The sequence below is a fragment of the Bradyrhizobium sp. USDA 4506 genome (assembly GCF_054058795.1).
Window position 1 is genome coordinate 266,469 of the sequence record NZ_JBSSBM010000001.1, and the last position, 20,614, is coordinate 287,082.

Below are 20,614 nucleotides of genomic sequence, written 5' to 3' on the forward strand. Positions count from 1 at the left end.
CGAGCCCAGCGCAATGATCAGAACGACACCGAAGATGCCCGAGCGGCGACATATGGCGGGAGACGCCGCATCGGCAATTGTCGCCTCACCACCATCACGCTCAGAGACACGGGCGGCTTGAAGTGCAGGCACGGAATTGCGGCCAGAATATAGGCCATCGCCAGCACGGTGAGATAGCACGACGGGAGACGCCCAGTGCCGATATCAGCCTATGGAAAGGCGGCGAGGAGACTCGCTACTCTGTGCTTGCCATTCAGGAAGTTGGCGCGCAGGTTCAGCGGTAATAGGAGGGCAAAAACAGCTGGTGAGAACCAGAAAAAAGTGACCGAGGCGTCCCAAGGAACGCAGGAAGTTGCCTGGAACATCGCCGACGAGCAGCAGTGCCAACGAGTCATCCCGCCTCGTCGCCAGGTGCCCAATTCTGCACGTGCACTGTTCAGAAAATGCGCTTGCCTGAAGTCCCGGGTCAGCAAATTCCTGGAGTCGGTTAGGGCGGACATTCGCAATCTGGGGATCGTTGCCGGTGGATGTTCGGACTAGCCGTTGCCTGAAATCGCCTACAGCAATCTGACCGGATATTACCTAAGCCTAAGATTGACGCAACATGGCGAGGTGCATGCTCGTGGAACGAGTTGCATCTATTAATCTAGGTTGAACCACGAAAGTGTCTGCGAGCAGACAGCTGCGAACTCAAGATCTTGGCAAGCCTTGCCGACGACCGGAACGATCGCTTCGATATCACGCAAGCGGGTTCCTCCTCGAGTGTAAGCGGCAAGCTGAGCTTTCGATTACCCACATTTGACGTTGGATTTGAGCGAGGCGCCGCGGGCGAAACCTTGAATCGGTAGAATCTGTTGTGATTCCTTGTTGAGCACCTGATTCGGAAGCGCGGGGTGCTCGATGGGCTTGGTGAAGGGACGCACGGGGGCGCGTGCTCAGCGATTGACGACTGGTATCGAGACGTGGGTTGATCAGGAAGTTGCGGGATGCGAGTTTAAGGATGAGCGGCTTGGTCGCCGGTTCTGCAAATTGCTCGCACAAATCGGGAGCGACATGGGTCAAAGCATCCCGTTGGTTTGTCAGGATTGGGCCAACACGAAGGCCGCCTATCGCTTCCTCTCCAACGAACGGGTCAACGAGGCGGATATTCTTTGCGGTCATTTCGAGGCGACGCGCGGGCGCGTAGCGGCGACGGAGGGACCGATCCTCGTCCTCCATGACACGACGGACTTCAGCTTCAAGCGCGAGAAGCCGGACCTGATCGGCTTTACGGGCAAGACGGCAGGACGCACACAGTGCGGCATCCTGATGCATTCGAGTCTCGCCGTAACGACCGAGGGGCTTCCGCTCGGACTGTCGGCAATCAAGTTCTGGACCCGCAAGAAGTTCAAGGGGACGACGGCGCTGAAGCGAAAGATCAATCCGACACGAGTGCCGATCGAGCAGAAGGAGAGCATCCGCTGGCTCGAGAATTTACGGCAATCGACCGACCTTCTCGCTGCCCCTGAACGACGCGTTCATATTGGTGATCGCGAGAGCGACATCTATGAGCTGTTTTGCCTGGCCGAGGAGGTTGGAACGCATTTTTTGGTGCGAACCTGTGTTGATCGGCTTGCCGGGGACGGCAATCATACAATTGCCGACGAAATGGACGAGGTTACGATCAAGGGTCTGCATCGGATCAAGGTCAAGGACGACAAAGGCGATCCCGACGACGCCGTTCTTGAGATCAGGTACCGCAAGATATGCGTCCTGCCGCCGATCGGCAAACAGACGAAATATCCCGCACTCACTCTGACCGTGATCCATGCTCAAGAGCGGGGAAGGCCGAAGCGGCGAAAGAAAATCGAGTGGAAGCTCCTCACCGATCTCCCGGTCCGATCGCGCAAGGATGCCATCAAGAAGATCGAATGGTACGCGTTGAGGTGGAAGATCGAAGTCTTCCATAAGATCCTCAAATCTGGCTGCAAAGCAGAGGACTCAAAATTGCGAACTGCTGAGCGTCTGGTCAATCTGGTCGCGGTCTTCTGCATTGTGAGTTGGCGCGTCTTCTGGATGACGATGCTCAATCGCTCCTCACCGAATGCCGTACCGCAAACGGCGCTGACGGATCCCGAAATCAGGCTTCTTGATCATTTTGTGAAAGACGGATTGCTCTCGACGAAGCACGCTCTCGCACTATGTCGTCAAGATCGCGCGGCTCGGAGGATATTTGGCCCGAGCCAACGATCCGCCTCCAGGAAATACCGTGATCTGGCGCGGACTATCGCGGCTGACCGACATCGAACTTGGAGCTGCGATCGAGGCAACAATTATGGGTAATTGAAAGGTCTCCTTGCCGCTTACCCTCGAGTTGCTTCAACCGCAGCATCTCTGTCGGCAGCTCGGCAGCAGTCCGTTACACTTCTTCTTCCAACTGAAGTAGGTCAGCCTGGCTGATCCCGACCTTGCGGCAGATCTCCGCAACAGGAACCCCATCGTTGCCCTGCTTCAGGATGAACGCCTTCTGGGCGTCCGAAAACGTCGAGGCCCTCATCGTCTTTCGCTCCTCCCAGCTGAGGGGATTCGGCAGCGAAAACGTTAGCCAAAAATGGTTCAGTTTGCCGGCCTCAGATCACTACACAGCGACACTGAGGAGTGGGAGATCACCTTCGCCGTTCGGGAGCTTCTGTACGCCCGAGGCTGTGACCCAGGGCAATGATATACCCCAAGGGAAGCGGTGTTTGCAGCTTGTGAAATCGTCGCCTGCTCACCACGCGTTCTCATCGTTGTCCGCTATCGTTGCAACAGTTCCAAGATACATTGTCCCCCGACCCCAAGCTGGGGTTTGACTGGACGGCCGATCATCCATTCGTGAAACCGGTTGTCATGGTCGGATCCGCACGGCCATGTCGTTTTGCGTGGCTGATAGCGATCGCTGTCGTAGGATGTCGACCCGCTCTATCATGATATTCCGGCCGCGTGCGCCGACGGATCGGCATGTCCGACAGTAGAACTTTCTCCAAGTGTCGGGGCCCAGATTCGTTCCCCTCACCAAGACACTGTTGTCACAATCGATGCAACTCAACAATAGAGCTTCCATGTATTCCCTGCGTTCATCGCCGTGTGACGCATTCAAAGCAAGACTGGGAGGGACGCTTTGAGATCGGAGCGGAAGTTTGTGCGTTCGTCCTGTACCCACTTGTCGTAGCTGATAACTCGTTGTTCAATTCACTCAAGTTTAGATCAAATTCTCACGATTTAACCAACGTGGTCCCTCCTTCAATGTGCCTGGGGGATATCGACACTGACGCCAGAAGAAGAGCGAAGCGGATTCACATTCTCCTGTGTTCTCTGTACCGATCCCGTCCTTGCCACGCTTCGACGCACTCCTGGACCTTGATGTGGAGGCCACTCATCTTGTCGACGAAGGCGGGCGCATCGTTGGGGCCGAACGCGAGGTCGGATCGGTTTCCACGGCGGTAAGATAGAGGTGCCGGCATGATCGAGGCCAACAAAGGCTTCCGACGATTGAAGGCGCATAAGCAATTGTCGATTCTGCGGGCGGCCCTTCAAGCTCACCACGATCGCATGACTGACGATCAAGCCCGTTGCCCACGTCACGTTCGCCGCGTAACATTCATTCCGGCAACGTCGGCCCGACGTAGTTCAACAGCGAGCGGGACATCCCCCCTTTGCAGTCGTTTCGGTGTTTGGGTTTGAAGAGCCGGCCATGGGTCTGCTGTTGGACTCGCGTCTCTGAAGCTCACCTCCTGCAGGAATGAACATCGAGTTCCGCACGACCTAGTGGCCCAGCGCGCCACCGCGGGTCGAGCGGCGAGTGTGGCAAGACGCCAGTGCGGTGCTGAAACCCTTCATCGAAAGCTCAAACTTTTCTCGAGTTCTTCGCCGACCTGAGTACGCATCCGGCGAAGTGTCCACCGGACGGATACCGACCTGAGGGCGGTGCCCTCCGACAGTTAATCTCCAAAGCAGCGGTGATCGTTCGTAAGCGTGGCGTCGAGGCCCTTTGGATTGTTTGTGCGGAGTCTTGAGAGCACCGCTAGAAGAGTCATCTTCTGGAAGGGGGCTCACAATGGACGACCATTCTGACGACATAAGACGACCGTTGTCACCGCGTATCGAAGTGTACGCAGGCGCAGGTCGAAAGCGCTGGCCGGATGATTTGAAGGCACAGATTGCCGCAGAAAGCCTCGAGCCGGGGGCGGTTGTCACAGACGTCGCCCGTCGCCATAGGTGCCGGCCCCAGCAGGTGCATGACTGGCGGCGCCGGGCGCGTTTGGGCCAGTTGGTGCTGCCGGCTTCGGCGGACACGCTGTCGTTCGTGCCGGTGGTGTCGGAATTGGCGCTACCGGCGGCCGCAGAGCCCACCGGGTCGCCGGAACCGGAAGCAGCCGTTCTGACGGTTGAACTGCAGGGGGCACGAGTGGAGGTGCGAGGGACGCCTGGCCTTGCTGTGTTGAGTGATGTGTTCTTGGCGCTTCGACGGACACGTTCATGCTGACGCCGCCCGCGAGCCTGATGATTTACGTGGCGACGCAACCTGTGGACTTCAGAAAAGGTGCGGAGGGCTTGGCGCTGTTGGCGAAGGAGACGCTGGGCCATGACCCGATGAAGGGCGTGGCGGTGGTGTTCCGTGCGAAGCGCGCCGATCGAGTGAAGATTGTCGTCTGGGATGGCAGCGGCCTTGTGATGTATTGGAAGCGGCTCGATGGCAGCGGCTTCAAATGGCCTCCCATCGTGACCGGCGTGATGCGGATGAATGCCGCCCAGCTGTCCGCGCTTCTGGCCGGCATGGATTGGACGCGGATGCACGCGCCTCGGATCCTGCAGCCGAAAGCGCTTGCGTAGGACATAAAATCTTCGCTGCATCGGGGCGCGAAGCATGGCAGACTCGGGCCCGTGAGTGATTTGCCTGATGAGCTGCCGAGCGATCCCGCCGAGTTGCGTGCCTTTGCCGCGGCTCTGCTGGATCGCTGCGCCAGGCTCGAGCGGTTGCTCAAGCTTGCGAAGGATGCGCAGTTCGGTCGGTCCTCGGAAAAGCTGGACGCTGATCAGCTACAGCTTGTTCTGGAGGACATCGAAGAGGCCGTCGCGGCTCTCGAAGCCGCTGAGGATCGCGCCAATCCCAGAGCCCGCGAGAAGAGAACTGCCAAGCGCAGAGCCAACCGTGGTCAGCTTCCGGAGCATTTGCCACGCATTGTCGAAACGCTGATGCCGGCTGCAACCTGCTGTCCGTCCTGCAAAGGCGATCTCTTTGAGATCGGCCACGATGAGAGCCAGAGGCTGGACGTCGTGCCGGCGCGGTATCGCGTCATCGTCACCCGCCGGCCCAAGCTGGCCTGCCGCGCCTGTCATGGCGTCGTCCTCCAGCACGCCGCGCCCGAGCGACTGATCAGGGGAGGATTGCCTACCGAGCGACTGGTCGCGCATGTCATCGATGCCAAGTATCATTGGCATTTGCCGCTTTACCGCCAGGTGCAGATGCTGGCGACGCACGGTATCGCCATCGACCGTTCCACGCTCGCCTTTTGGGTCGGCTACGCCGCCCAGGAATTGAAGCCCTTGTGGCATCGTCTGCGCCAGCTTCTGCTGGCCTCTTCGAAGCTCTGTGTCGATGAGACCCCGGCGCCGGTGCTGGATCCGGGGCGCGGCAGAACAAAAACCGGCTACTTCTGGGCGCTGTCACGCGATGACAGGCCTTGGGCCGGACCTGATCCGCCTGGGGTGATCTATGCCTATGCACCGGGCCGTGGCGCCGTTCATGGCTTGCGGCTGCTTGAGGGCTATCGCGGCATCATCCACTGCGACGGCTATCAGGCTTACAAGACCATGACCCGAGAGACGCGTGCGGACGCCCTGTCCGGGACGCTCGCCTTCTGCTGGTCGCATCTGCGGCGCCAGTTTGTGAAGATCGAGCGGGAGGCTGCGCCGGCGCCAGCTCCGGTTGCCCGCGAGGCCCTTGAGCGCATCGCCCAGCTTTACGCGGTCGAGAAGGCACCCCGCGGCCGATCTGCGGACGAGCGCCGCGCGGGGCGACAAGCGCATGCCCGGCCTCTGGCTGCAGCCTTGAAGCAGTGGTTTGAGGCCAAGCTTGCTCACCTTGCGCAGAAGAGCGACACGGCGAAGGCCCTGCGTTACGCGCTGCGTCATTGGGACGGCCTGACGTTCTACCTTGATGACGGGCGCATCGAGATGGGTAGAGTCGACGACTGGCGCGGTGGCTACAGGTTCCGAGGAGTTGCGGTTGGCCGGCAGCTTTCGCTGATGCGCCGGTGCCTCATTTCGGACCATGGCTCCGTTTCCAGTCGCCGCTCGTCAAACCGGGCGTGCGGATTTCCCGCACCCGGCTTTCTCTCGATCTATCAAGCCTTCGCTCTCGGCATGTCGGCACGTGCTCTGGGGAGGCGGTAGAGGCCAAGCGTTTCATGCAGGAACTCCTGCGAGTAACGGTTGAAGCCCCGTCCGCGCGCCCCGGTGCGCTGAACCAACCAATGTCGCAGACGGCGATCGACGTATTGCCGAATGAGGTTGTAAGTTTCCACCACTGGCCCTTGGTCGAAGTAGCCGCACCAACCGCGTAGAAAGCGGTTGATGACAGCGACTGTGTTCTCCGGTGTGTCCGGATACCACTGACGTGTCGTGCGCTCATGGATCTGTCTGAGCAATCGTCGAACGGCTTTCTTGGAAGGTCTTGTACCAAGGAACGCTTGACCTCCCTTTCCATAGAAGCGTCCGATCGTATACCCGAGGAATGTTACGCTATCCTCCGGGATACGGGCGAGACGCGTCTTGGTCTCGTTCACCTCCAGCCCGAGCCTGCTCATTAGCGTCTCCATTCGCGTCATTGCCATCTCGGACGAACCTGGGCGGCAGCAAATCACGAAGTCATCCGCGTAATTCACGATATGCGCATCGAGTTGGTCTTGGTGTCCGTGTTTGCGCCAAGCCAGCAGGAACCGACGAAAGTAGAGATTCGCCAACAGCGGGCTCAAAGGTGAGCCTTGTGGGGTTCCTCTTTTCTTCGTACGGGCCTCCGCCGTCCTTGTGGTTCGCCGACCGTCTCTCTCGATGACCGCGACTGTCAGCCAGTCTTTGATCATTGAGAGGAGCCGACCGTCGGCGATCCTGCGTGTGAGGCATTTCACCAGTGGTGCATGCGGAATCGAGGTGAAGTAATCCCTCAAATCCGCGTCGACGATCTCCGATCGTCGATGGTCTCTGATGTGCCAGAACACGCGGCGCACCGCCATCTTGGCGTCCAGTTTCGGACGGAAGCCATACTGGTTGTCCAGCAGGTCCGCTTCGAAGATGGCGCCGATCACCAGCATCGCTGCCGTCATGACCGTCCGGTCTTTTACGGTTGGAATGCTAAGCGGTCGACGTCCGCCATTACTCTTCGGTATCCATACCCTCAGCAGGGGCTGTGGTCGGTAGTTGCCCGACATCAGCTCCTCTCTGACATTTTCCAGCCATCGCTCGCGTCCCTCGGTTTCGATCTGAGCAAATGTGACGTCGTCCACCCCAGGAGCGCCCCGATTTCCGCGGCAGCGCCTGTAGGCTTCTTCCAGCACATCCAGTCTGCAGACTTTGTCCCAAAGAGAGTAAAATCGATAGTTCAGCCTTAGCTTTCGCCTGCAGCGAGGTTTGAAGTTTCTGAACAGATATTTCCGGTGTTGCTAGGTTCATCACCAATCGCCGTGTTCTCAACTGTCGTTCTCGCATGGATCGAGTCAGGGTCCCTTTCCTCCGTCGGCGTTACCCGACATCACCGGTAATACGAACCCATCCGCCATCTGCCATCGCCGGCACTGCCCCTCACGGGTTTGCCGTTGGATACAGGCTTGCGCCCATCCACGGCGGCAGACTTCCCTTGTTGCTCACTGTCCATGTCCCGCGCGTGCTGCCATCACTACCCCGGTGGGACCTTGGGGTGCGTTTCTCGCTCGCTTCCCCCACGGCATCGGCTTTCCCCGTTAGAATGGCGGGTCGGCTCCCACAACGACATTTCGAGGCCTGCTCAATGTTCACTCACGTTGCGGCCCGCGCGGACCGTCGACCCTCGAAAGGGCACATTTTCGGAGTGCTTCAGGTCATTCGTCGCCTCCTGACCCGCCCCGAATACTTCCGGCTGGAGCGAGAGTTTGCCGGCCTGGGTTTACACCAGGGAGAACAGTGCGCCTTGCAAGGCACACACCAATGCGGTCGAGCGAGCGATGCGGCCGATCAAGCTCAATGCCAAGAACTCCCTCTTTGCCGGTTGCGACGAAGGTGCCGAGAATTGGGCATTGCTGGCTTCGCTCATTGAGACCTGTAAGCTCAATGGCGTCAGTGCCGAGCACTGGCTCGCTGACGTTCTCGCCAAGCTCGTCAATGGTTGGCCTGCGGCGCGATTGGACGAACTGCTTCCCTGGGCGTCGATCTACACGATGCATGCACACGATCCGAGGCTGGCGGCATGAGCCTGAACACACCGCGGTCCGGATCAAGGTGACCCTCAAGGATGTGAAGCCGGAGGTGATGCGTCGCCTTGTCGTGCCGCTCACCCTGCGCCTTGATCGGTTGCACCTGACGCTTCAGGAGGCATTCGGCTGGACGAACAGTCACCTCTTCGAGTTCTTCGCTGGTGAGGTCCGTTGGGGGATTCCTGATCCCCACAACGATTACGGCCACCAGCCCATGGACGCCCGCAAAGCGCGGCTTTGCGATATCGTTCGAGAGACCGGCGCCAAGACGATCCATATCTCTATGACTTCGGCGACAGCTGGGACCATGTGATCAAGCTCGAAAAATGGTTCGAGAACACCACGACGGAGGGGCTTCCCTTCCTGCTCGAGGCCGCCGGTCGTTGTCCTCCGGAAGACGTCGGCGGTGCGCCAGGCTATGCCGAATACCTCGAAGCCATCGGCGACCCCACCATCCAGAGCACGAACATATGCGCCTCTGGGGCCCGGAGCGGTTCGATCCCAACGTCGTCGATCGGAAGGCGCTCGAAGCCGCCGTCAACGCGTTGTCCGACACATGGAAACCGCGGCGACGCGCCACGCGAACAAAATAGGCGTCAAGCGCCATTCAAAAGGGCCGCAGAGCTACGCTTACGATCGTTCCCGCGAGGGACCCGGCCTTGGCGGCGGATCGACGCAGTATCATCAGCTACTTCTGCGGTGTTGCGCCTCGGGAGAGCTCCGCACGAATCTGGCATTGCGTTTCGGCGTTCGGTCCGGTCAGCACATCTCTTTGATAGGTCAGGCAAGCCAAAGCGCTTGCCTCAACCCGATGGAAGCCCGACGTTCTTCCGACGGCAAAGCATGTATACAGCGTTCGGAGGCTCACCGCATCGCGCTAAGGCGCTTGACCAACTTGATGATTCCGCTTTCGAGCTCGTCGAGAACCGCATCATCTAAGCTGACTGGCGGTATCTGATCCTTGCTCTGCGACGGAGGGACAGCAATATCGGAAGATATGCAGCGGAACTGAGCGATCGGGGTGTGGGAGGTTCGCGCCCCTGCGGCACTGTGGTCGGTTAGAGGTTCGTGTCCTGACCCGGGAGGCTTGGAATGCACCATCGGCTCCTGGGCAAGGCTTGCAAGTCCGTCGCTCACCTGCGGATCAGCGGCACCGCTCTCGGCGACAGCCCGCGACTGGCCGTGCAACTCGGTCTTACCTGATTGCAACGCTGACGATGCCGGTTCGCTTTCGGAACCAATAGCGGCAACATCATCCCAATAGAAGACGTTGGGAAGTGGCGTAGCTTCCGATAATCGTTGTACTTCACTTGGTCGGCTCTCGCCAGACAACGTAAGGCGTGCGATGCTAGACTCGATTACGATGTCGTTTGGGCCTCCGATCAACAGTAGATGCTCAGTACTATCGCGACGTATCAGAACGAGGCTACGCCGACTGTCGACCATCGCAACGTCGACAATGGTCAGCCCGGCGACCTGCCGGCACTCAGCATTTCGGACGGAGCGACTGCTCGCATTTCGGGTTATCAACCAGACTACGGCGCCGGCGAATGCAAGGCCGGCCAAAAGCTGGGGGAGAAAATCAATGGCGAGCGACATATCCGGTCATGGCAAGCAACCCTCTTCGAAAAAGGCGGCAAGGTGCACTTGGCGCCGCAGCGAGTCATGCATGTCGCGCCAACATGAGATCAAATACGCTTGCCGAAAACCGCTAGCAAGGTCGAGTGTCAGTGACTTTTAGAATCGGCCGGCATTTTTTGAGTAAAGTGCGTAAATCGTCCCTATGAGCTGGTCCACAGCGACGTTGCTAGGCTTGGTGTCCTTCGCCATCGCCCGGGCCAGCTAACGCAATCCCGTACAAGCGGCAAGCGGTTGATCTTGTAGCGTCGAGCGGGCGCTCGATCGGATCTGTTGCCAAGGAGCTTGGCCTGCGCGATTCCGTGCTGCGGCGGTGGGTGGAGCAGCGCGGGGCGCGGCTGGAGCTGACGGCGGCGACGCGGCGCCCCACAATGCAGGCGACGCTGCCGTCGGTGGACCACGCGGCAGAGAGCGCGCGCTTGCAGCAAAAGAAAGAGCGGTTGCGCATGGAGCGCGACATTTTAAACCGATCGCGATCTTTGCTGGAACACGGACATGAGATTCCCCTTCATCGAAGATCGCCGCGCCGATTATCCGGTGGCGCTCCTGTGCGACGTGCTCGGCGTCTCGCCGGCCGGCTATTATGCTTGGCGCTCGCGCCCGGAGAGCCGACGATCTGCCGCCAATCGTGACCTCGTCGACGACATCAGGCGGGTCTACCGTGACACCCGCGGGCGTTATGGCAGCCCGCGTATCCATGTCGAGTTGAAGGCTCGGGGCCGCGGGGCGAGCCGTGGTCGCATCGAGCGGTTGATGCGCCGCCACGGTATCAGGGCCCTCATGGCGACGCCACGACGGGTGCGGACCACCGACAGCTGTCACGACTTCCCGATCGCCCCGAACCTGCTCAAGCGCAACTTCATCGCCACCGCGCCCAACCAGATCTGGCTCGCCGACATCACCTACGTCGAGATCGACCAGGGCTGGCTTTATCTGGCCACGGTCTTGGCTGACCAGCATGGCCCCGCCCGAGGAGAGGCGGGCGCTGTTCGCGGAGATTTTCGGCAGCCGGACCCGTGCGCAATGGCAGAACGCGTCGCGACCTGCGACGCCCGTCGAGACGCCGACCGCAAAAGCGCCGGCACGCCGCGCCATGGTCACCTCGAATGCGGGATCGTCTTCAACGACGGCGATGTCGAATATTCAGCGCCCCATCCGCGCACTGGCAATTCTGCACCATGTGTTGGGGACTTCCCGAGCACGGTAGTGCAGCAGCGGGTATCACTCGTTACCGTCGCAGAGATCGCGCCAGAGAGTCCAAGAATGCGACCACGCGAGACGCGAAGAGGGAGGCAATGGACAGCGCAGCTCCGGCCCAGATTGTCCGGCACGCCGCAGCTCCAGTTTAGTGCGGTTCGTTCGGTGGCGTTTGCAAGCATAGCAGCCTGCCGAACAACCCTTGCGGCGCAAACACCACCACAACGACAAACAAGAGTCCCGTGCACAGTAACCAGTAGCTGCCGAGTGTATCGGAAAGCGCGTTTTCGACCGAGCGCGCCAGCATCGCTCCTATCAGCGCCCCCAATAAGACGTCGCGCCCGCCCACGGCAACCCAGATCAACACTTCGGTCGATAGCGCAAAACCGACCAGCGGTGGCGACACAAAACCGAACGAGTGATGCCAGCATCGCCGATACGACGAAGAGGAACAACTTCAGGCTGGTCACATTGGAACCGAAGAACCGCGTGCGGTTCTCATTGCTCCGGATCGCCATCGTCAACGTGCCTAGTGGGGTCCGGCTCGGCCACTGAAGGAACAGATACGCGCCGAAGGTCAGCACGAGAATTAGCAAGTAAGTTTCGCCCCCGCGCAAATACATGTCCTGCCATGGGACTGGCCAAACGAGTGGCGGCACGCCAACAGACCATTGAAGCCGCCGATGAAGTCCCATCGTCTGGCACCCACCTCGGCGATGACGGAGGCGCATAACGTCACGACAGCGAAATGCGCGCCTGTCAGGCCCTGGCCGCCGAACATGAACAATCCGAGCAACAGCGCCACGATTCCACCGCCGGCGACGGCCAACAAGAGGTCGGTCCATTGACTGTCGCCGACGGCGGGCATCTTACCCAGTGTTACCAGCGCCACAATGTAAGCTCCGACACCGAAAAAGATCGCTTGTCCGAAACAGAGAATGCCCGCTTGCCCCCAGATCAGGGCGAGGCTCATTGCGAAGAGCCCGTAGGTCACGAGCTGAGCCATCTGACTGATCCGCCACTCATCCAGCAACGCGGGTGCCAGCAGGAATGCGAGCCAGACGGCTGCCGTCAGGAGCAGCGATCGGCGTGCGGCCATTCAGCGATTCCTTTTCGAAAGGCCATTGGAAAACAGCCGTATAATTGCGATCGCAAGACCGAACACCGCGATTTGCGCAAACGCCTGCGACATGAAACTCGAGACGACGGTCGTCGCCCCTCCGATAACGCCCGCACCGAGAATGGTGCCCACCAGAGAATTGAGACCTCCAACTAGAGCGGTTTCCAGTTGAGGTGAATCGGAACAGTCAAAGGGGATTCCCACGGGCACGCAAATCAGATTCGGTGTTGCCCGCGACAACATGCGGGGCATGCGATGGCGAAGGGATACTCCAAGGACCTCAGGGTGCGTGCGGTTGAGCTTGTTGAGTCCGGCGAAAGCGCACGTGAGGCTGCGCGCATTCTCAATCTCGGCGCTTCGACTACGATCCGATGGATGGATCGTTGGAGGAAGACCGGAAACGTTGAGGCCAAGCCCGGCACCGGGCACAGCCGCTCGCCGTTGGAGCAGCACAAGCAGTGGCTGATCGAGCTGATCGCCGCGGAGCCGGACCTGACGCTCGAGGAGATCCGCGCGCGTCTGCGCTCTCAGAGAAAGCAAAAGGCCGGCATCGGTTCGATCTGGCGTTTCTTCGACCGTCACAGCATCACCTTCAAAAAAAACACTGCACGCCGCCGAGCAGGATCGACCTGACGTCGCTGCCGAGCGTGCCGCGCTGAAAGCCGAGCAGCCCAAGCTGCGTGCACCGCGCCTCATCTTTATCGACGAGACTGCGGTCACGACGAAGATGGTCCGGCACTATGGGCGCTCTCCTCGCGGTGAGCGCCTCGTCTCTGGCGTGCCCCATGGTCACTGGAAGACGCTGACGCTTGTCGCCGCGCTGCGCATCGATGGCCTCACGGCGCCCTATGTCATCGACGGTGCAATGGATGGGCCCTCGTTCCTGGCTTATGTCGAGCAAGTCCTGGCGCCGACCTTGCGCAAGGGCGACATCGTCTTCATGGACAACTTGCGCACTCACAAGATCGCCGGTGTCCGCGAGGCGATCGAGGCTGTCGGCGCCCGCGTGCGTTATCTGCCGGCCTACTCGCCCGACCTCAATCCAATCGAACAGGCCTTCTCCCGGTTGAAAGCTGCGCTGCGCAAAGGCGCCACCCGCACGGTCCAAGCCCTGCTCAAACTCATCGGCAAACTCGTCAAGTCGTTTGCGCCGCAGATGTGTGCCAACTACTTTAGGCATGCTGGATACACCAGATGATCCACATCATGTGGAAAATGCTCTAGAATGGCGAGGAACGCCGGGATTAGAAAGCCAACACCCATTTGAGGATCGACACTCATGATCGGCGCCATGACGGCGCCTGAGATCGCCGCGAGGCCGGCACCGATGGCGAAGATCGCACGGTCCATCAGGCGGGTATTGATCCCGAGTGAAGCCGCCATTGCACGATTGGCGATCACGCCCCTGATTTGGAGACCAATCGAAGTGGCATAGAGCAAGAGGTAAGGTAGCGACCACGAGCGCGGTCGAGATCGCCATGATGAACAGTCGATAGGACGGGTATTCCAGGCCGAACGGCGAGGCCGCGCGAGGCAGCGGCGATGCAATGCTAATGGCGGCCGGTCCGAACAGGATGGTAATGGCCTGCTTCAACGCGAAAGGTTCCACGTCCGATACGCCACCCACGCTCAAAGATGTAACGGGCGTCCATCATAGGCAACCGTGTGAAGGATTATAGGGCATGATATTGCCGATCTTGATCTCGGTGTCGCTGGCGCCGGTGTCGTATTTCTTCTGTGCAAGGGCGCCGCCCGTGGTTGCGGCAATGAGCGAAAGTGGTGCCGCCGAGACAATCACAAGCCTATTTACGGTAACGGGTATCATGTCCTCTCTCTCTGGATTTGCGGCGCGGCAAATGGCCCTTAGCTCAAGTTGGCGATGGCCTTTCACGCTTGGAACGCCAGCGGCTTGCGATATCGAGTCGCGACTGGCGTGATTGCGAGCGCGATGATGGCAAAGGCGGCAGGAACATAGATCAAGGCGCGTGGATCGAAGTGAGCCAGCAATCCCATCAGGATCGGCAGCGTTCCGCCTGCGACCGCAGTGGCGATATTGTGTGCGGCCGCAATCCCCGTGATCCGGATCTGGGCAGGAAACACGCCGACCGTGTGATTGTTCAACATGATCGGCAGCGCGCCGGGAATGCCCATCAGCGCCATATTGACGAGAATGTTATGCTCCGTCGGCGCGGCATAGACGTTGACCAGGGCTGCAACAAGCACGGTTGCCGTGACGGCGATACATGTGGTCCAGCTGAATCGATCCATCATCCAGCCACTCAACGGTAGCGAAAAAATGCTCACCGCAATCAATGCCGCTTGGGCTGTATGCACGGTCGCTGCGGAAAAATGCATCTCCGTCTGAAAGTATGTGGTAGGGAACAGAATTGCTGTTTGGACAATCCCGTTGCCGATTAGGCTCGCGAGCAGGCCGATCAGCAGTTCCCAGCGGGCCGTCGTCAAGATTCCTCGTAGCGGCATGGCCTTATTCAAGCTTTTGCGAGCGGCCATCTCGGCAAAAACCGGTGTTTCGTGTGCGAATCTCCGCAACGCGACCGATAGCAGGCCGCATACGCCGCCCAGCACAAACGGTGCCCGCCATGCATAAGCCAGGATCTCATCTTTGGAGAACGCGTGACTGACCACGGACACCACCATGATCCCGAGCAGCAGGCCGGCTGACAACCCGGAACCCATGAGCCCGATGGCCAATCCGCTGCGACGCTCGGGCACATGCTCAACGACGAACGTCAGTGCCGAAGGGATTTCCGCGCCCATTGCCAGACCTTGGCACAGCCGGCATACAAGCAGCAGCAACGGCGCAAACGCGCCGATCTGCGCATAGGTGGGGAGCAGGCCGACAAACAACGTGGGTGTGGCCATCAGAACCAAGGTGACCATGAACATGCGCTTGCGGCCCAATCGATCGCCCAGCGACGAAAGGATGATCCCTCCGATGGGTCTGACGAGGTAGCCCACGGCGAAGACCGCGAGCGTCTGCAGGATGCTCAGCCATCGCTCGGTTGAATCGGAGAAAAACACCTGGCTGAGCGTTGGAACCATGAATCCGAAGACGATGAACTCGTAGTATTCAAACGCACCTCCCAGCATCGCGATGCCGAGCATCTTGATCTGCGATCCAGTCAGTCCGGCAGTCTCCGCGGGCAACGCCTGCGAACGATGTGTTGCCGCAACCTCCAACATTGGTCCTTGCTCCATGAATGTCTCCTGATTCCCTGGTGGTTGTTTTTGCTCTGGTCACTTCCAACGAATGGGGCGACCCGCTCGAAGTACAGCGGCGCCGGTAACGGTGCCGGCGTGCGTGCGGTCTCAACCGGTGAGTGACCGGCAATGACACGCCCCGAGTTATGATCGGCCAAGGCCTGAGCGACCTGCGCCAAGCTCTTGGCCCTGCAGAGGGTCGCCTGCACGGATGACGAAAATCCCGCAGGATGCGCGGTCGGCATCGAAACTGAACTCCGCGCCTTCGGGTACGAAGACCCATTCCTGTGCGACCGCAGCGAACTCCTGTCCGTTGATCCGTCCTCGGATGGCTCCGTTCTTCACAAAAAGAACCTGCTCTATTTCCGGCAGCGAGTGCGGCGCAACACCGCCATCGGCTGCGATTTCCACGTCATGAATCTCAAGAAAACGGGCGTTGACGGTTCGGCCTGTCACAATCGGCTTTGCGAGTGCGTGCCGGTAGTAAGGCAGAGCGGCGGCTTCGATGTCCTTGATATCGTCTCCGCTCGCACCGGCCTGCCAACGTTGATCGTCCAGGCCGGTTACGACGACGGCGGCATTCGGGTTCTCGCTGTATGGCGGCGCATAGATCACCATGAGCCGCACCGGCACGTCGCTCGTGACTTCAAAGCGATGAAAGACGCCCAAGGGGCTGAAGCTCCAGCCACCCGCGTCCAGCATCTGCTGCTTGCCCGGCGTCTGGGCAAGGCCTTTTCCAGAAAACACGTAACTAGCTTGCTCCAGATTGGGATGGGCATGCGGCAGCGCCCCGTGCCCTGGTGCGATGGTGCCGATCAGTACTTCGATCCTGGATGCACCGACGGTTTCCCTGCTGATGATGCGCTGATTGGCGATGCCCGTATGGTTCGCCGGCGAATAGACGACTGCATCGGCGGCCCGTCGTACGTAGGATGACGTCACGCTATCTCCTGTTCTTGTTGGACTGCAGAATCCATCAGCGTGCTAAATGCGCGGCCGCCCTCGAACAGCCTGCCGATCGGCGCCGCCTCGTCTTCGTGCGGGACAACAAACTGCTCCTGCTCCTGCTCCTGCGCCTGCAACTGCAGGCCGGGCGCAAGTTTGCCGACGATCCGGCGCACCTCGGCATCGCGCTTTTTCTTGAGCAGGAACTGCAGCAACTCAGGAACGAATCTCAAAATGAACGGGATCAGCACGATCGGCGCACCGGCAGCGAAGAACACCGCTTGCCAGCCATAGGATCCCAGGAGCGCCTTGCCGAGCAGCGCCGAAATGTCGCCGCCGACCGAATAGCCGACCGCCGCGATCGTGACGAGGCGCGCACGGACGCCGGCCGGCGCGTATTCGGTCAGGTGCGCGACACACAGCGGCAATACACCACCGATACCGAGGCCCGCGATGAACCGCAGCACGCTGAAGGTGATTGGATCACGGGCGAATCCCGCAGCTGCGGTAAAGGCGCTGAACAGCAGCACGCAGAGCGCAGAGCGCAATGCCCCAGCGGCGGCCAAGCTTGTCGCCGAGCACGCCGAGGCCCATCGCGCCGAACATCATGCCGAACAACGCGGAGCTCACCATGAACCCTGCCTTGGTGGCTTCGACACCCATCTCCTTCATGATGCCCGGCAAGGCGATCCCCGAAACGGCGAGGTCGTAGCCATCCAGCACGACGATCAAGAAGATCCAAGCCAGGACGGTGGCGTGAAACTGGTTGAACTTGGCCTCGTCGGCCAGCCTGTGAACGTCGATGCGGTGACATACTCGTCTCCCTGTATTGGGTCTATGCCGCGCGGGGCGTCGCCGCGCGCAGGTCGCACAGAATTTCCTGCTCGCCCGCCGTCATACCTGGGCTCCCGCGGTAGCTCGACCGGTCACCAGGCAGCTTGGCGCCCAAATCGCGGGTTTCGTCGCCTGCAGGCACTTCGACCTTGATCACGTCAGCGCGATGTTCGGCCAGGATCTGCGCGCACCACAGTCCCGCAAAGACGCGGCTCAGGTCGATAACGCCGTAAGCGGCCCCTCTGGAACGGACGCAGTGGCAGTAACGGTTGTGGCGTCGGTCATCGGGTGTTTCCTGTCCTTTGGGTGGAGCTCACTGGCCGGCAAGCGCCGGCTCGCGGCGTTCGGCCGCGGCCTTGATGCCCTCCCGGAAGTCGGCGCTGCCTATGTGCGCTAACTGACAGTTCAGTTCACGCTCGAGCGCCGCGCACTTCATCGGCAAGGCCACCGCTAAGAGTCCGACGCTTGTCCTGAACGGCCAGCGGTGCGCCCGAAGCGATCTTCTGTATGCTCGCCGGTTGGCGACAGCGGGTGACGACGCTGGAGGCGACGTCGGGAAGCGCGCCACCGTCGTTGCCTGGCCGCATTCGCCGGACCCCGTGGTCATGACAATACGCCTCGCGGTACCCGCACCGGCATCGTCAACAGAATCTGTGCCATGCCTTTGCCGAGTGAGTCATTGCGCAGCGATGCCATGCCGCCGCCATCGAGGGCTGACTCACAAACAAAGTTCATTGCATCGAAGCCGGGCAGGTCGTAGCGGGTCACAGGCCCTTCCACCAGATGACCCAGCCATTCGGCGACGCGCGCCGCGGTTACCTCAGCGCGGAGAAGAGGCAAATATTCCGGCCGGCGTGCGATGAGCCCGATGTTGGAGGTATCGCCCTTGTCGCCGCTGCGACCGTAGGCGAGGCGGATTAGGGGAACTTCAACGGTGTCTTGCGTGGGCTGGCTGGCGCTTTCGTGCGTAACCTGCGCCGGCGTAGATGCCGGCTCAGGAATCGCCGGCCCGCCCGTCGGAATCGACACTGCCGTGCGCACGCCGTCCATGACAACTGTTGGGGCCAGCGCGCCCTTGTCGAGCAGAAGGGCATACTGCCGGATCGATGGCGACGGGCGGGAGCGACCACCCATTCCGGTCGTGCCGGGCGACCAGCTCGTTCCCGTCGCTGCAATTTCGCGGGCAAACAATTCCAACGCCGCCTTTTGGGAATGCATCACGGCCAAGCGCATCACTGCTTCGCGGGTGTGACGCGTGGCAGCGTGCGGCCCAAAACAAGACTCTGCACCGAGCGCTTCGATCCGAGTGCGCGTGTAGTCGCCCCAGCCATTTTCTTCGAAGAGCTTGCGCGTACGCTCTAGTATCGCCGCAGCCGTACGCTCCGCCTTGGCCGCCGCATCAATGCCGACGATGGTAAGCTGCGCGTCGCAGCGATAGCCCTCGACGAAGGTGGCGCTGACCTTGTAGGCGCCGCCAGGCGCACGCCCCCGTGCGCCGCTCACTTCCACCAGGTTCGGGCCAGCTTGCCGCAGCCTGACCTGCGTGAAGTCGCACGTCACGTCCGGCAGCAGATAAGCAGAAGGGTCGTGGATCTCATAGAGCACCTGCTCGCCGACAGTTGCAGTATTGACCAATCCACCTGTCGCTGGCGGTTTGCCCACCAGGAAAGTCCCGTCGGCCCGGCATTCCACCACCGGATAGCCGATGTTGGGCCAGTCTGGCACGCTTTCCCAGTCGGTATGCAGGCCGCCCGTGGCCTGGCAGCCGCACTCGATGATGTGACCGGCCAGGGTACCCTGCGCCAAGCGGTCGTAGTCATCTCGTTGCCAGCCAAACTCGTGCATCAGCGCGCCGATCGTGACGGCGCTGTCCACGCAACGCCCCGTAATGACGATCTGTGCGCCCTGGTCGAGCGCCTGCTTGATCGGCAGCGCGCCCAAATAGGCGTTGGCGCTGACTACCTTGTCCGGCAGCGGGCGGCCCTTCTGCAGGTCGCGCACGCCGGCTTCTCGCAACGTGGGTAGCAGCGGCATTACATCGTCGCCTTCCACCACGGCGATTCGCAAGCTCAGGCCGTATTCTTTAGCCAGCTCCGCGACGGCCTGCGCGCAGCCTTGCGGGTTCATGCCACCTGCGTTGCTGATAACGCGGATGCCGCGCGCGGCGATCTCCGGAAGCAGACTCTTCATCGTGACCGTCACGAAGTCGGTGGCATAGCCAAGTTCTGGCTTGCGCAGCCGGGCTGCCGCGAGAATCGACATGGTCAGCTCCGCCAGGTAGTCAAACACCAGATAATTGATGTCGCCATGGCGGACCAGTTGCGGCGCACCGACGCTGCTGTCACCCCAGAAGCCTGAGGCACCGCCGATGCGTACCGTTTTCCCGCTCATCGATGTATCCTCCTTATTTGCCCGTCCAATTGGGCTGGCGTTTCTCGCGGAAGGCCAATTGACCTTCGCGTGCATCTTCTGTCACCGCGAGCAGTCCGATCTGGCTTTCGTTGAAGGCCATCGACTGTTCAAAAGGCATGTCCTCCGAATGCTTGAGGGTGTAGAGACCACGTCGAACAGCCGCAGGCGACTTGTTCAGCAAACGGCCCAACAACCAGTCGAGGTTGGCGTCGAGATCGTCGCTGACGTGATTGATTAGCCCAGCGGACAAGGCATCCCGGGCGGAGAGCGGCTCGCCACACAGGCACAGCTCGTTAAGCACCCGGCGCGGTACCAGGCACTGCAGCACGCTGAGCACTTGTGCCGGGAACACGCCTACCTTGACTTCAGGCAGTCCAAAAATTGCGTGCTCGCTGGCCACCGCCATATCGCACATAGCCATCAGTCCCATGCCCCCAGCCATGCAGGCGCCGTTAACACGGGCGATCAGCGGCACTGTCGACCTGCGGGCACAGCGGAATAGATCAGCCAAGCCCTGATAGGGCTCGGAATAGTCGAATGCGAACGACTTTCCCGTTTGTAAATCGGCACCGGCGCAGAAGGCCCGGTCTCCCGCACCAGTGATAACCACGGCGCGTATGTTGCCGTCGCTATTGGCGCTCTCGATGCCATCACGCAGCCCCGCGAGCACTGTCGGATTCACCGCGTTGCGGCGCTCTGGTCGATTGATGGTCAGATAGAGGACCGCGCCGCGCACGTCGCTCAGGAGTTCTTCATCCATATTGGCCTCTCGCGTCGATCT

The 20,614-nt window shown here is 60.5% G+C and carries 18 protein-coding genes and 7 pseudogenes; 11 read left to right on the forward strand and 14 right to left on the reverse strand.

The window, feature by feature from the left end; all coding sequences use genetic code 11:
* Nucleotides 1-900: 900 nt before the first annotated feature.
* Complete coding sequence (locus ACVIHF_RS01145; RefSeq protein WP_253610547.1) at nucleotides 901-2,322, forward strand: IS4 family transposase; 1,422 nt, start codon at nucleotides 901-903, stop codon at nucleotides 2,320-2,322.
* Here ACVIHF_RS01145 and ACVIHF_RS01150 read toward each other — a convergent pair.
* A pseudogene (locus ACVIHF_RS01150) lies at nucleotides 2,279-2,536 on the reverse strand (transposase); the annotation flags it as partial. The gene ACVIHF_RS01145 and the pseudogene ACVIHF_RS01150 sit on opposite strands and share 44 nt — an antisense overlap.
* Before the next feature lie 938 nt (nucleotides 2,537-3,474).
* Between ACVIHF_RS01150 and ACVIHF_RS01155 the strand changes: the two are divergent.
* The 4 genes and pseudogenes from ACVIHF_RS01155 to tnpC all read left to right on the forward strand — a co-directional run.
* Nucleotides 3,475-3,616: pseudogene (locus ACVIHF_RS01155) on the forward strand (IS256 family transposase); the annotation flags it as partial.
* 459 nt (nucleotides 3,617-4,075) lie between these two features.
* Complete coding sequence (tnpA, locus tag ACVIHF_RS01160) at nucleotides 4,076-4,504, forward strand: IS66-like element accessory protein TnpA (RefSeq protein ID WP_253610548.1); 429 nt, start codon at nucleotides 4,076-4,078, stop codon at nucleotides 4,502-4,504.
* Nucleotides 4,498-4,851 (forward strand): IS66 family insertion sequence element accessory protein TnpB, encoded by a 354-nt coding sequence (gene tnpB / locus ACVIHF_RS01165; protein WP_253610445.1) that lies wholly within the window; start codon nucleotides 4,498-4,500, stop codon nucleotides 4,849-4,851. The genes tnpA and tnpB overlap by 7 nt, the downstream gene beginning before the upstream one ends.
* A 51-nt stretch (nucleotides 4,852-4,902) precedes the next feature.
* Nucleotides 4,903-6,198: pseudogene (gene tnpC, locus ACVIHF_RS01170) on the forward strand (IS66 family transposase); the annotation flags it as partial.
* Between the two features lie 167 nt (nucleotides 6,199-6,365).
* On the opposite strand, the gene ACVIHF_RS01175 reads toward tnpC, so the two are convergent.
* Complete coding sequence (locus ACVIHF_RS01175) at nucleotides 6,366-7,523, reverse strand: reverse transcriptase domain-containing protein (protein WP_253610550.1); 1,158 nt, start codon at nucleotides 7,521-7,523, stop codon at nucleotides 6,366-6,368.
* Between the two features lie 672 nt (nucleotides 7,524-8,195).
* Here ACVIHF_RS01175 and ACVIHF_RS01180 point away from each other — a divergent pair.
* The 5 genes and pseudogenes from ACVIHF_RS01180 to ACVIHF_RS01200 all read left to right on the forward strand — a co-directional run.
* A pseudogene (locus tag ACVIHF_RS01180) lies at nucleotides 8,196-8,462 on the forward strand (transposase domain-containing protein); the annotation flags it as partial.
* A pseudogene (locus tag ACVIHF_RS01185) lies at nucleotides 8,459-9,058 on the forward strand (plasmid pRiA4b ORF-3 family protein). The pseudogenes ACVIHF_RS01180 and ACVIHF_RS01185, both read left to right, overlap by 4 nt.
* Nucleotides 9,059-9,857: 799 nt before the next feature.
* Nucleotides 9,858-10,151 carry a hypothetical protein gene (locus ACVIHF_RS01190; protein WP_253610554.1) on the forward strand — a complete coding sequence of 98 codons (294 nt, stop codon included), beginning with the start codon at nucleotides 9,858-9,860 and terminating at the stop codon, nucleotides 10,149-10,151.
* Between the two features lie 164 nt (nucleotides 10,152-10,315).
* Nucleotides 10,316-10,735: a transposase gene (locus tag ACVIHF_RS01195; protein ID WP_375167199.1), complete on the forward strand. Its 420-nt coding sequence runs from the start codon at nucleotides 10,316-10,318 to the stop codon at nucleotides 10,733-10,735.
* A pseudogene (locus tag ACVIHF_RS01200) lies at nucleotides 10,659-10,874 on the forward strand (IS3 family transposase); the annotation flags it as partial. The gene ACVIHF_RS01195 and the pseudogene ACVIHF_RS01200, both read left to right, overlap by 77 nt.
* 326 nt (nucleotides 10,875-11,200) lie before the next feature.
* On the opposite strand, the gene ACVIHF_RS01205 reads toward ACVIHF_RS01200, so the two are convergent.
* Nucleotides 11,201-11,995, reverse strand: a complete 795-nt coding sequence (locus tag ACVIHF_RS01205; RefSeq protein ID WP_375167288.1) for an ABC transporter permease subunit — start codon at nucleotides 11,993-11,995, stop codon at nucleotides 11,201-11,203.
* Entirely contained in the window at nucleotides 11,890-12,399 is a 510-nt protein-coding gene (locus tag ACVIHF_RS01210; protein ID WP_456791467.1) for an ABC transporter permease subunit, read from the reverse strand. The genes ACVIHF_RS01205 and ACVIHF_RS01210 overlap by 106 nt, the downstream gene beginning before the upstream one ends.
* Before the next feature lie 276 nt (nucleotides 12,400-12,675).
* On the opposite strand from ACVIHF_RS01210, the gene ACVIHF_RS01215 reads away from it, so the two are divergent.
* Nucleotides 12,676-13,618, forward strand: a protein-coding gene (locus ACVIHF_RS01215) for an IS630 family transposase (protein ID WP_141343507.1) whose coding sequence is annotated in 2 segments (ribosomal slippage) — nucleotides 12,676-13,014 and nucleotides 13,016-13,618 — 942 coding nt in all. Because the reading frame shifts where the segments join, the coding sequence is not laid out codon by codon here.
* On the opposite strand, the gene ACVIHF_RS01220 is transcribed toward ACVIHF_RS01215, so the two are convergent.
* The 10 genes and pseudogenes from ACVIHF_RS01220 to ACVIHF_RS01265 form a co-directional block, all read right to left on the reverse strand.
* On the reverse strand, nucleotides 13,588-13,968 hold the full coding sequence (locus ACVIHF_RS01220) for an ABC transporter permease subunit (protein WP_456791468.1): 381 nt from the start codon (nucleotides 13,966-13,968) through the stop codon (nucleotides 13,588-13,590). The two genes, ACVIHF_RS01215 and ACVIHF_RS01220, sit on opposite strands and share 31 nt — an antisense overlap.
* A 124-nt stretch (nucleotides 13,969-14,092) precedes the next feature.
* Nucleotides 14,093-14,245: pseudogene (locus tag ACVIHF_RS01225) on the reverse strand (ABC transporter substrate-binding protein); the annotation flags it as partial.
* 62 nt (nucleotides 14,246-14,307) lie between these two features.
* Nucleotides 14,308-15,639: an MFS transporter gene (locus ACVIHF_RS01230; RefSeq protein WP_253610558.1), complete on the reverse strand. Its 1,332-nt coding sequence runs from the start codon at nucleotides 15,637-15,639 to the stop codon at nucleotides 14,308-14,310.
* 147 nt (nucleotides 15,640-15,786) lie between these two features.
* A complete protein-coding gene (locus ACVIHF_RS01235; protein ID WP_253610559.1) occupies nucleotides 15,787-16,584 on the reverse strand; it encodes a cupin domain-containing protein in 798 nt (265 codons plus the stop codon).
* Entirely contained in the window at nucleotides 16,581-17,117 is a 537-nt protein-coding gene (locus ACVIHF_RS01240) for an MFS transporter (protein ID WP_375167162.1), read from the reverse strand. Before ACVIHF_RS01240 ends, ACVIHF_RS01235 begins: the two co-directional genes overlap by 4 nt.
* Nucleotides 17,071-17,319: an MFS transporter gene (locus ACVIHF_RS01245; RefSeq protein ID WP_256559088.1), complete on the reverse strand. Its 249-nt coding sequence runs from the start codon at nucleotides 17,317-17,319 to the stop codon at nucleotides 17,071-17,073. Before ACVIHF_RS01245 ends, ACVIHF_RS01240 begins: the two co-directional genes overlap by 47 nt.
* A gap of 103 nt (nucleotides 17,320-17,422) precedes the next feature.
* Nucleotides 17,423-17,644 (reverse strand): CoA transferase, encoded by a 222-nt coding sequence (locus ACVIHF_RS01250; protein ID WP_253610660.1) that lies wholly within the window; start codon nucleotides 17,642-17,644, stop codon nucleotides 17,423-17,425.
* 90 nt (nucleotides 17,645-17,734) lie between these two features.
* Nucleotides 17,735-17,869 (reverse strand): hypothetical protein, encoded by a 135-nt coding sequence (locus tag ACVIHF_RS01255; protein ID WP_256559089.1) that lies wholly within the window; start codon nucleotides 17,867-17,869, stop codon nucleotides 17,735-17,737.
* A gap of 155 nt (nucleotides 17,870-18,024) precedes the next feature.
* A complete protein-coding gene (locus tag ACVIHF_RS01260; protein ID WP_253610560.1) occupies nucleotides 18,025-19,812 on the reverse strand; it encodes an acyclic terpene utilization AtuA family protein in 1,788 nt (595 codons plus the stop codon).
* A 13-nt stretch (nucleotides 19,813-19,825) separates the two neighbouring features.
* Complete coding sequence (locus tag ACVIHF_RS01265; protein WP_253610562.1) at nucleotides 19,826-20,593, reverse strand: enoyl-CoA hydratase/isomerase family protein; 768 nt, start codon at nucleotides 20,591-20,593, stop codon at nucleotides 19,826-19,828.
* Between the last annotated feature and the right edge of the window lie 21 nt (nucleotides 20,594-20,614).

Coding starts and splice junctions, on each gene's coding strand:
- ACVIHF_RS01145 (WP_253610547.1), top strand. CDS start 901: ATGGGCTTGGTGAAGGGACGCACGGGGGCGCGTGCTCAGCGATTGACG.
- tnpA (WP_253610548.1), top strand. CDS start 4,076: ATGGACGACCATTCTGACGACATAAGACGACCGTTGTCACCGCGTATC.
- tnpB (WP_253610445.1), top strand. CDS start 4,498: ATGCTGACGCCGCCCGCGAGCCTGATGATTTACGTGGCGACGCAACCT.
- ACVIHF_RS01190 (WP_253610554.1), top strand. CDS start 9,858: ATGCTCAGTACTATCGCGACGTATCAGAACGAGGCTACGCCGACTGTC.
- ACVIHF_RS01205 (WP_375167288.1), bottom strand. CDS start 11,995: ATGGGACTTCATCGGCGGCTTCAATGGTCTGTTGGCGTGCCGCCACTC.
- ACVIHF_RS01210 (WP_456791467.1), bottom strand. CDS start 12,399: ATGGCCGCACGCCGATCGCTGCTCCTGACGGCAGCCGTCTGGCTCGCA.
- ACVIHF_RS01230 (WP_253610558.1), bottom strand. CDS start 15,639: ATGGAGCAAGGACCAATGTTGGAGGTTGCGGCAACACATCGTTCGCAG.
- ACVIHF_RS01260 (WP_253610560.1), bottom strand. CDS start 19,812: ATGAGCGGGAAAACGGTACGCATCGGCGGTGCCTCAGGCTTCTGGGGT.
- ACVIHF_RS01265 (WP_253610562.1), bottom strand. CDS start 20,593: ATGGATGAAGAACTCCTGAGCGACGTGCGCGGCGCGGTCCTCTATCTG.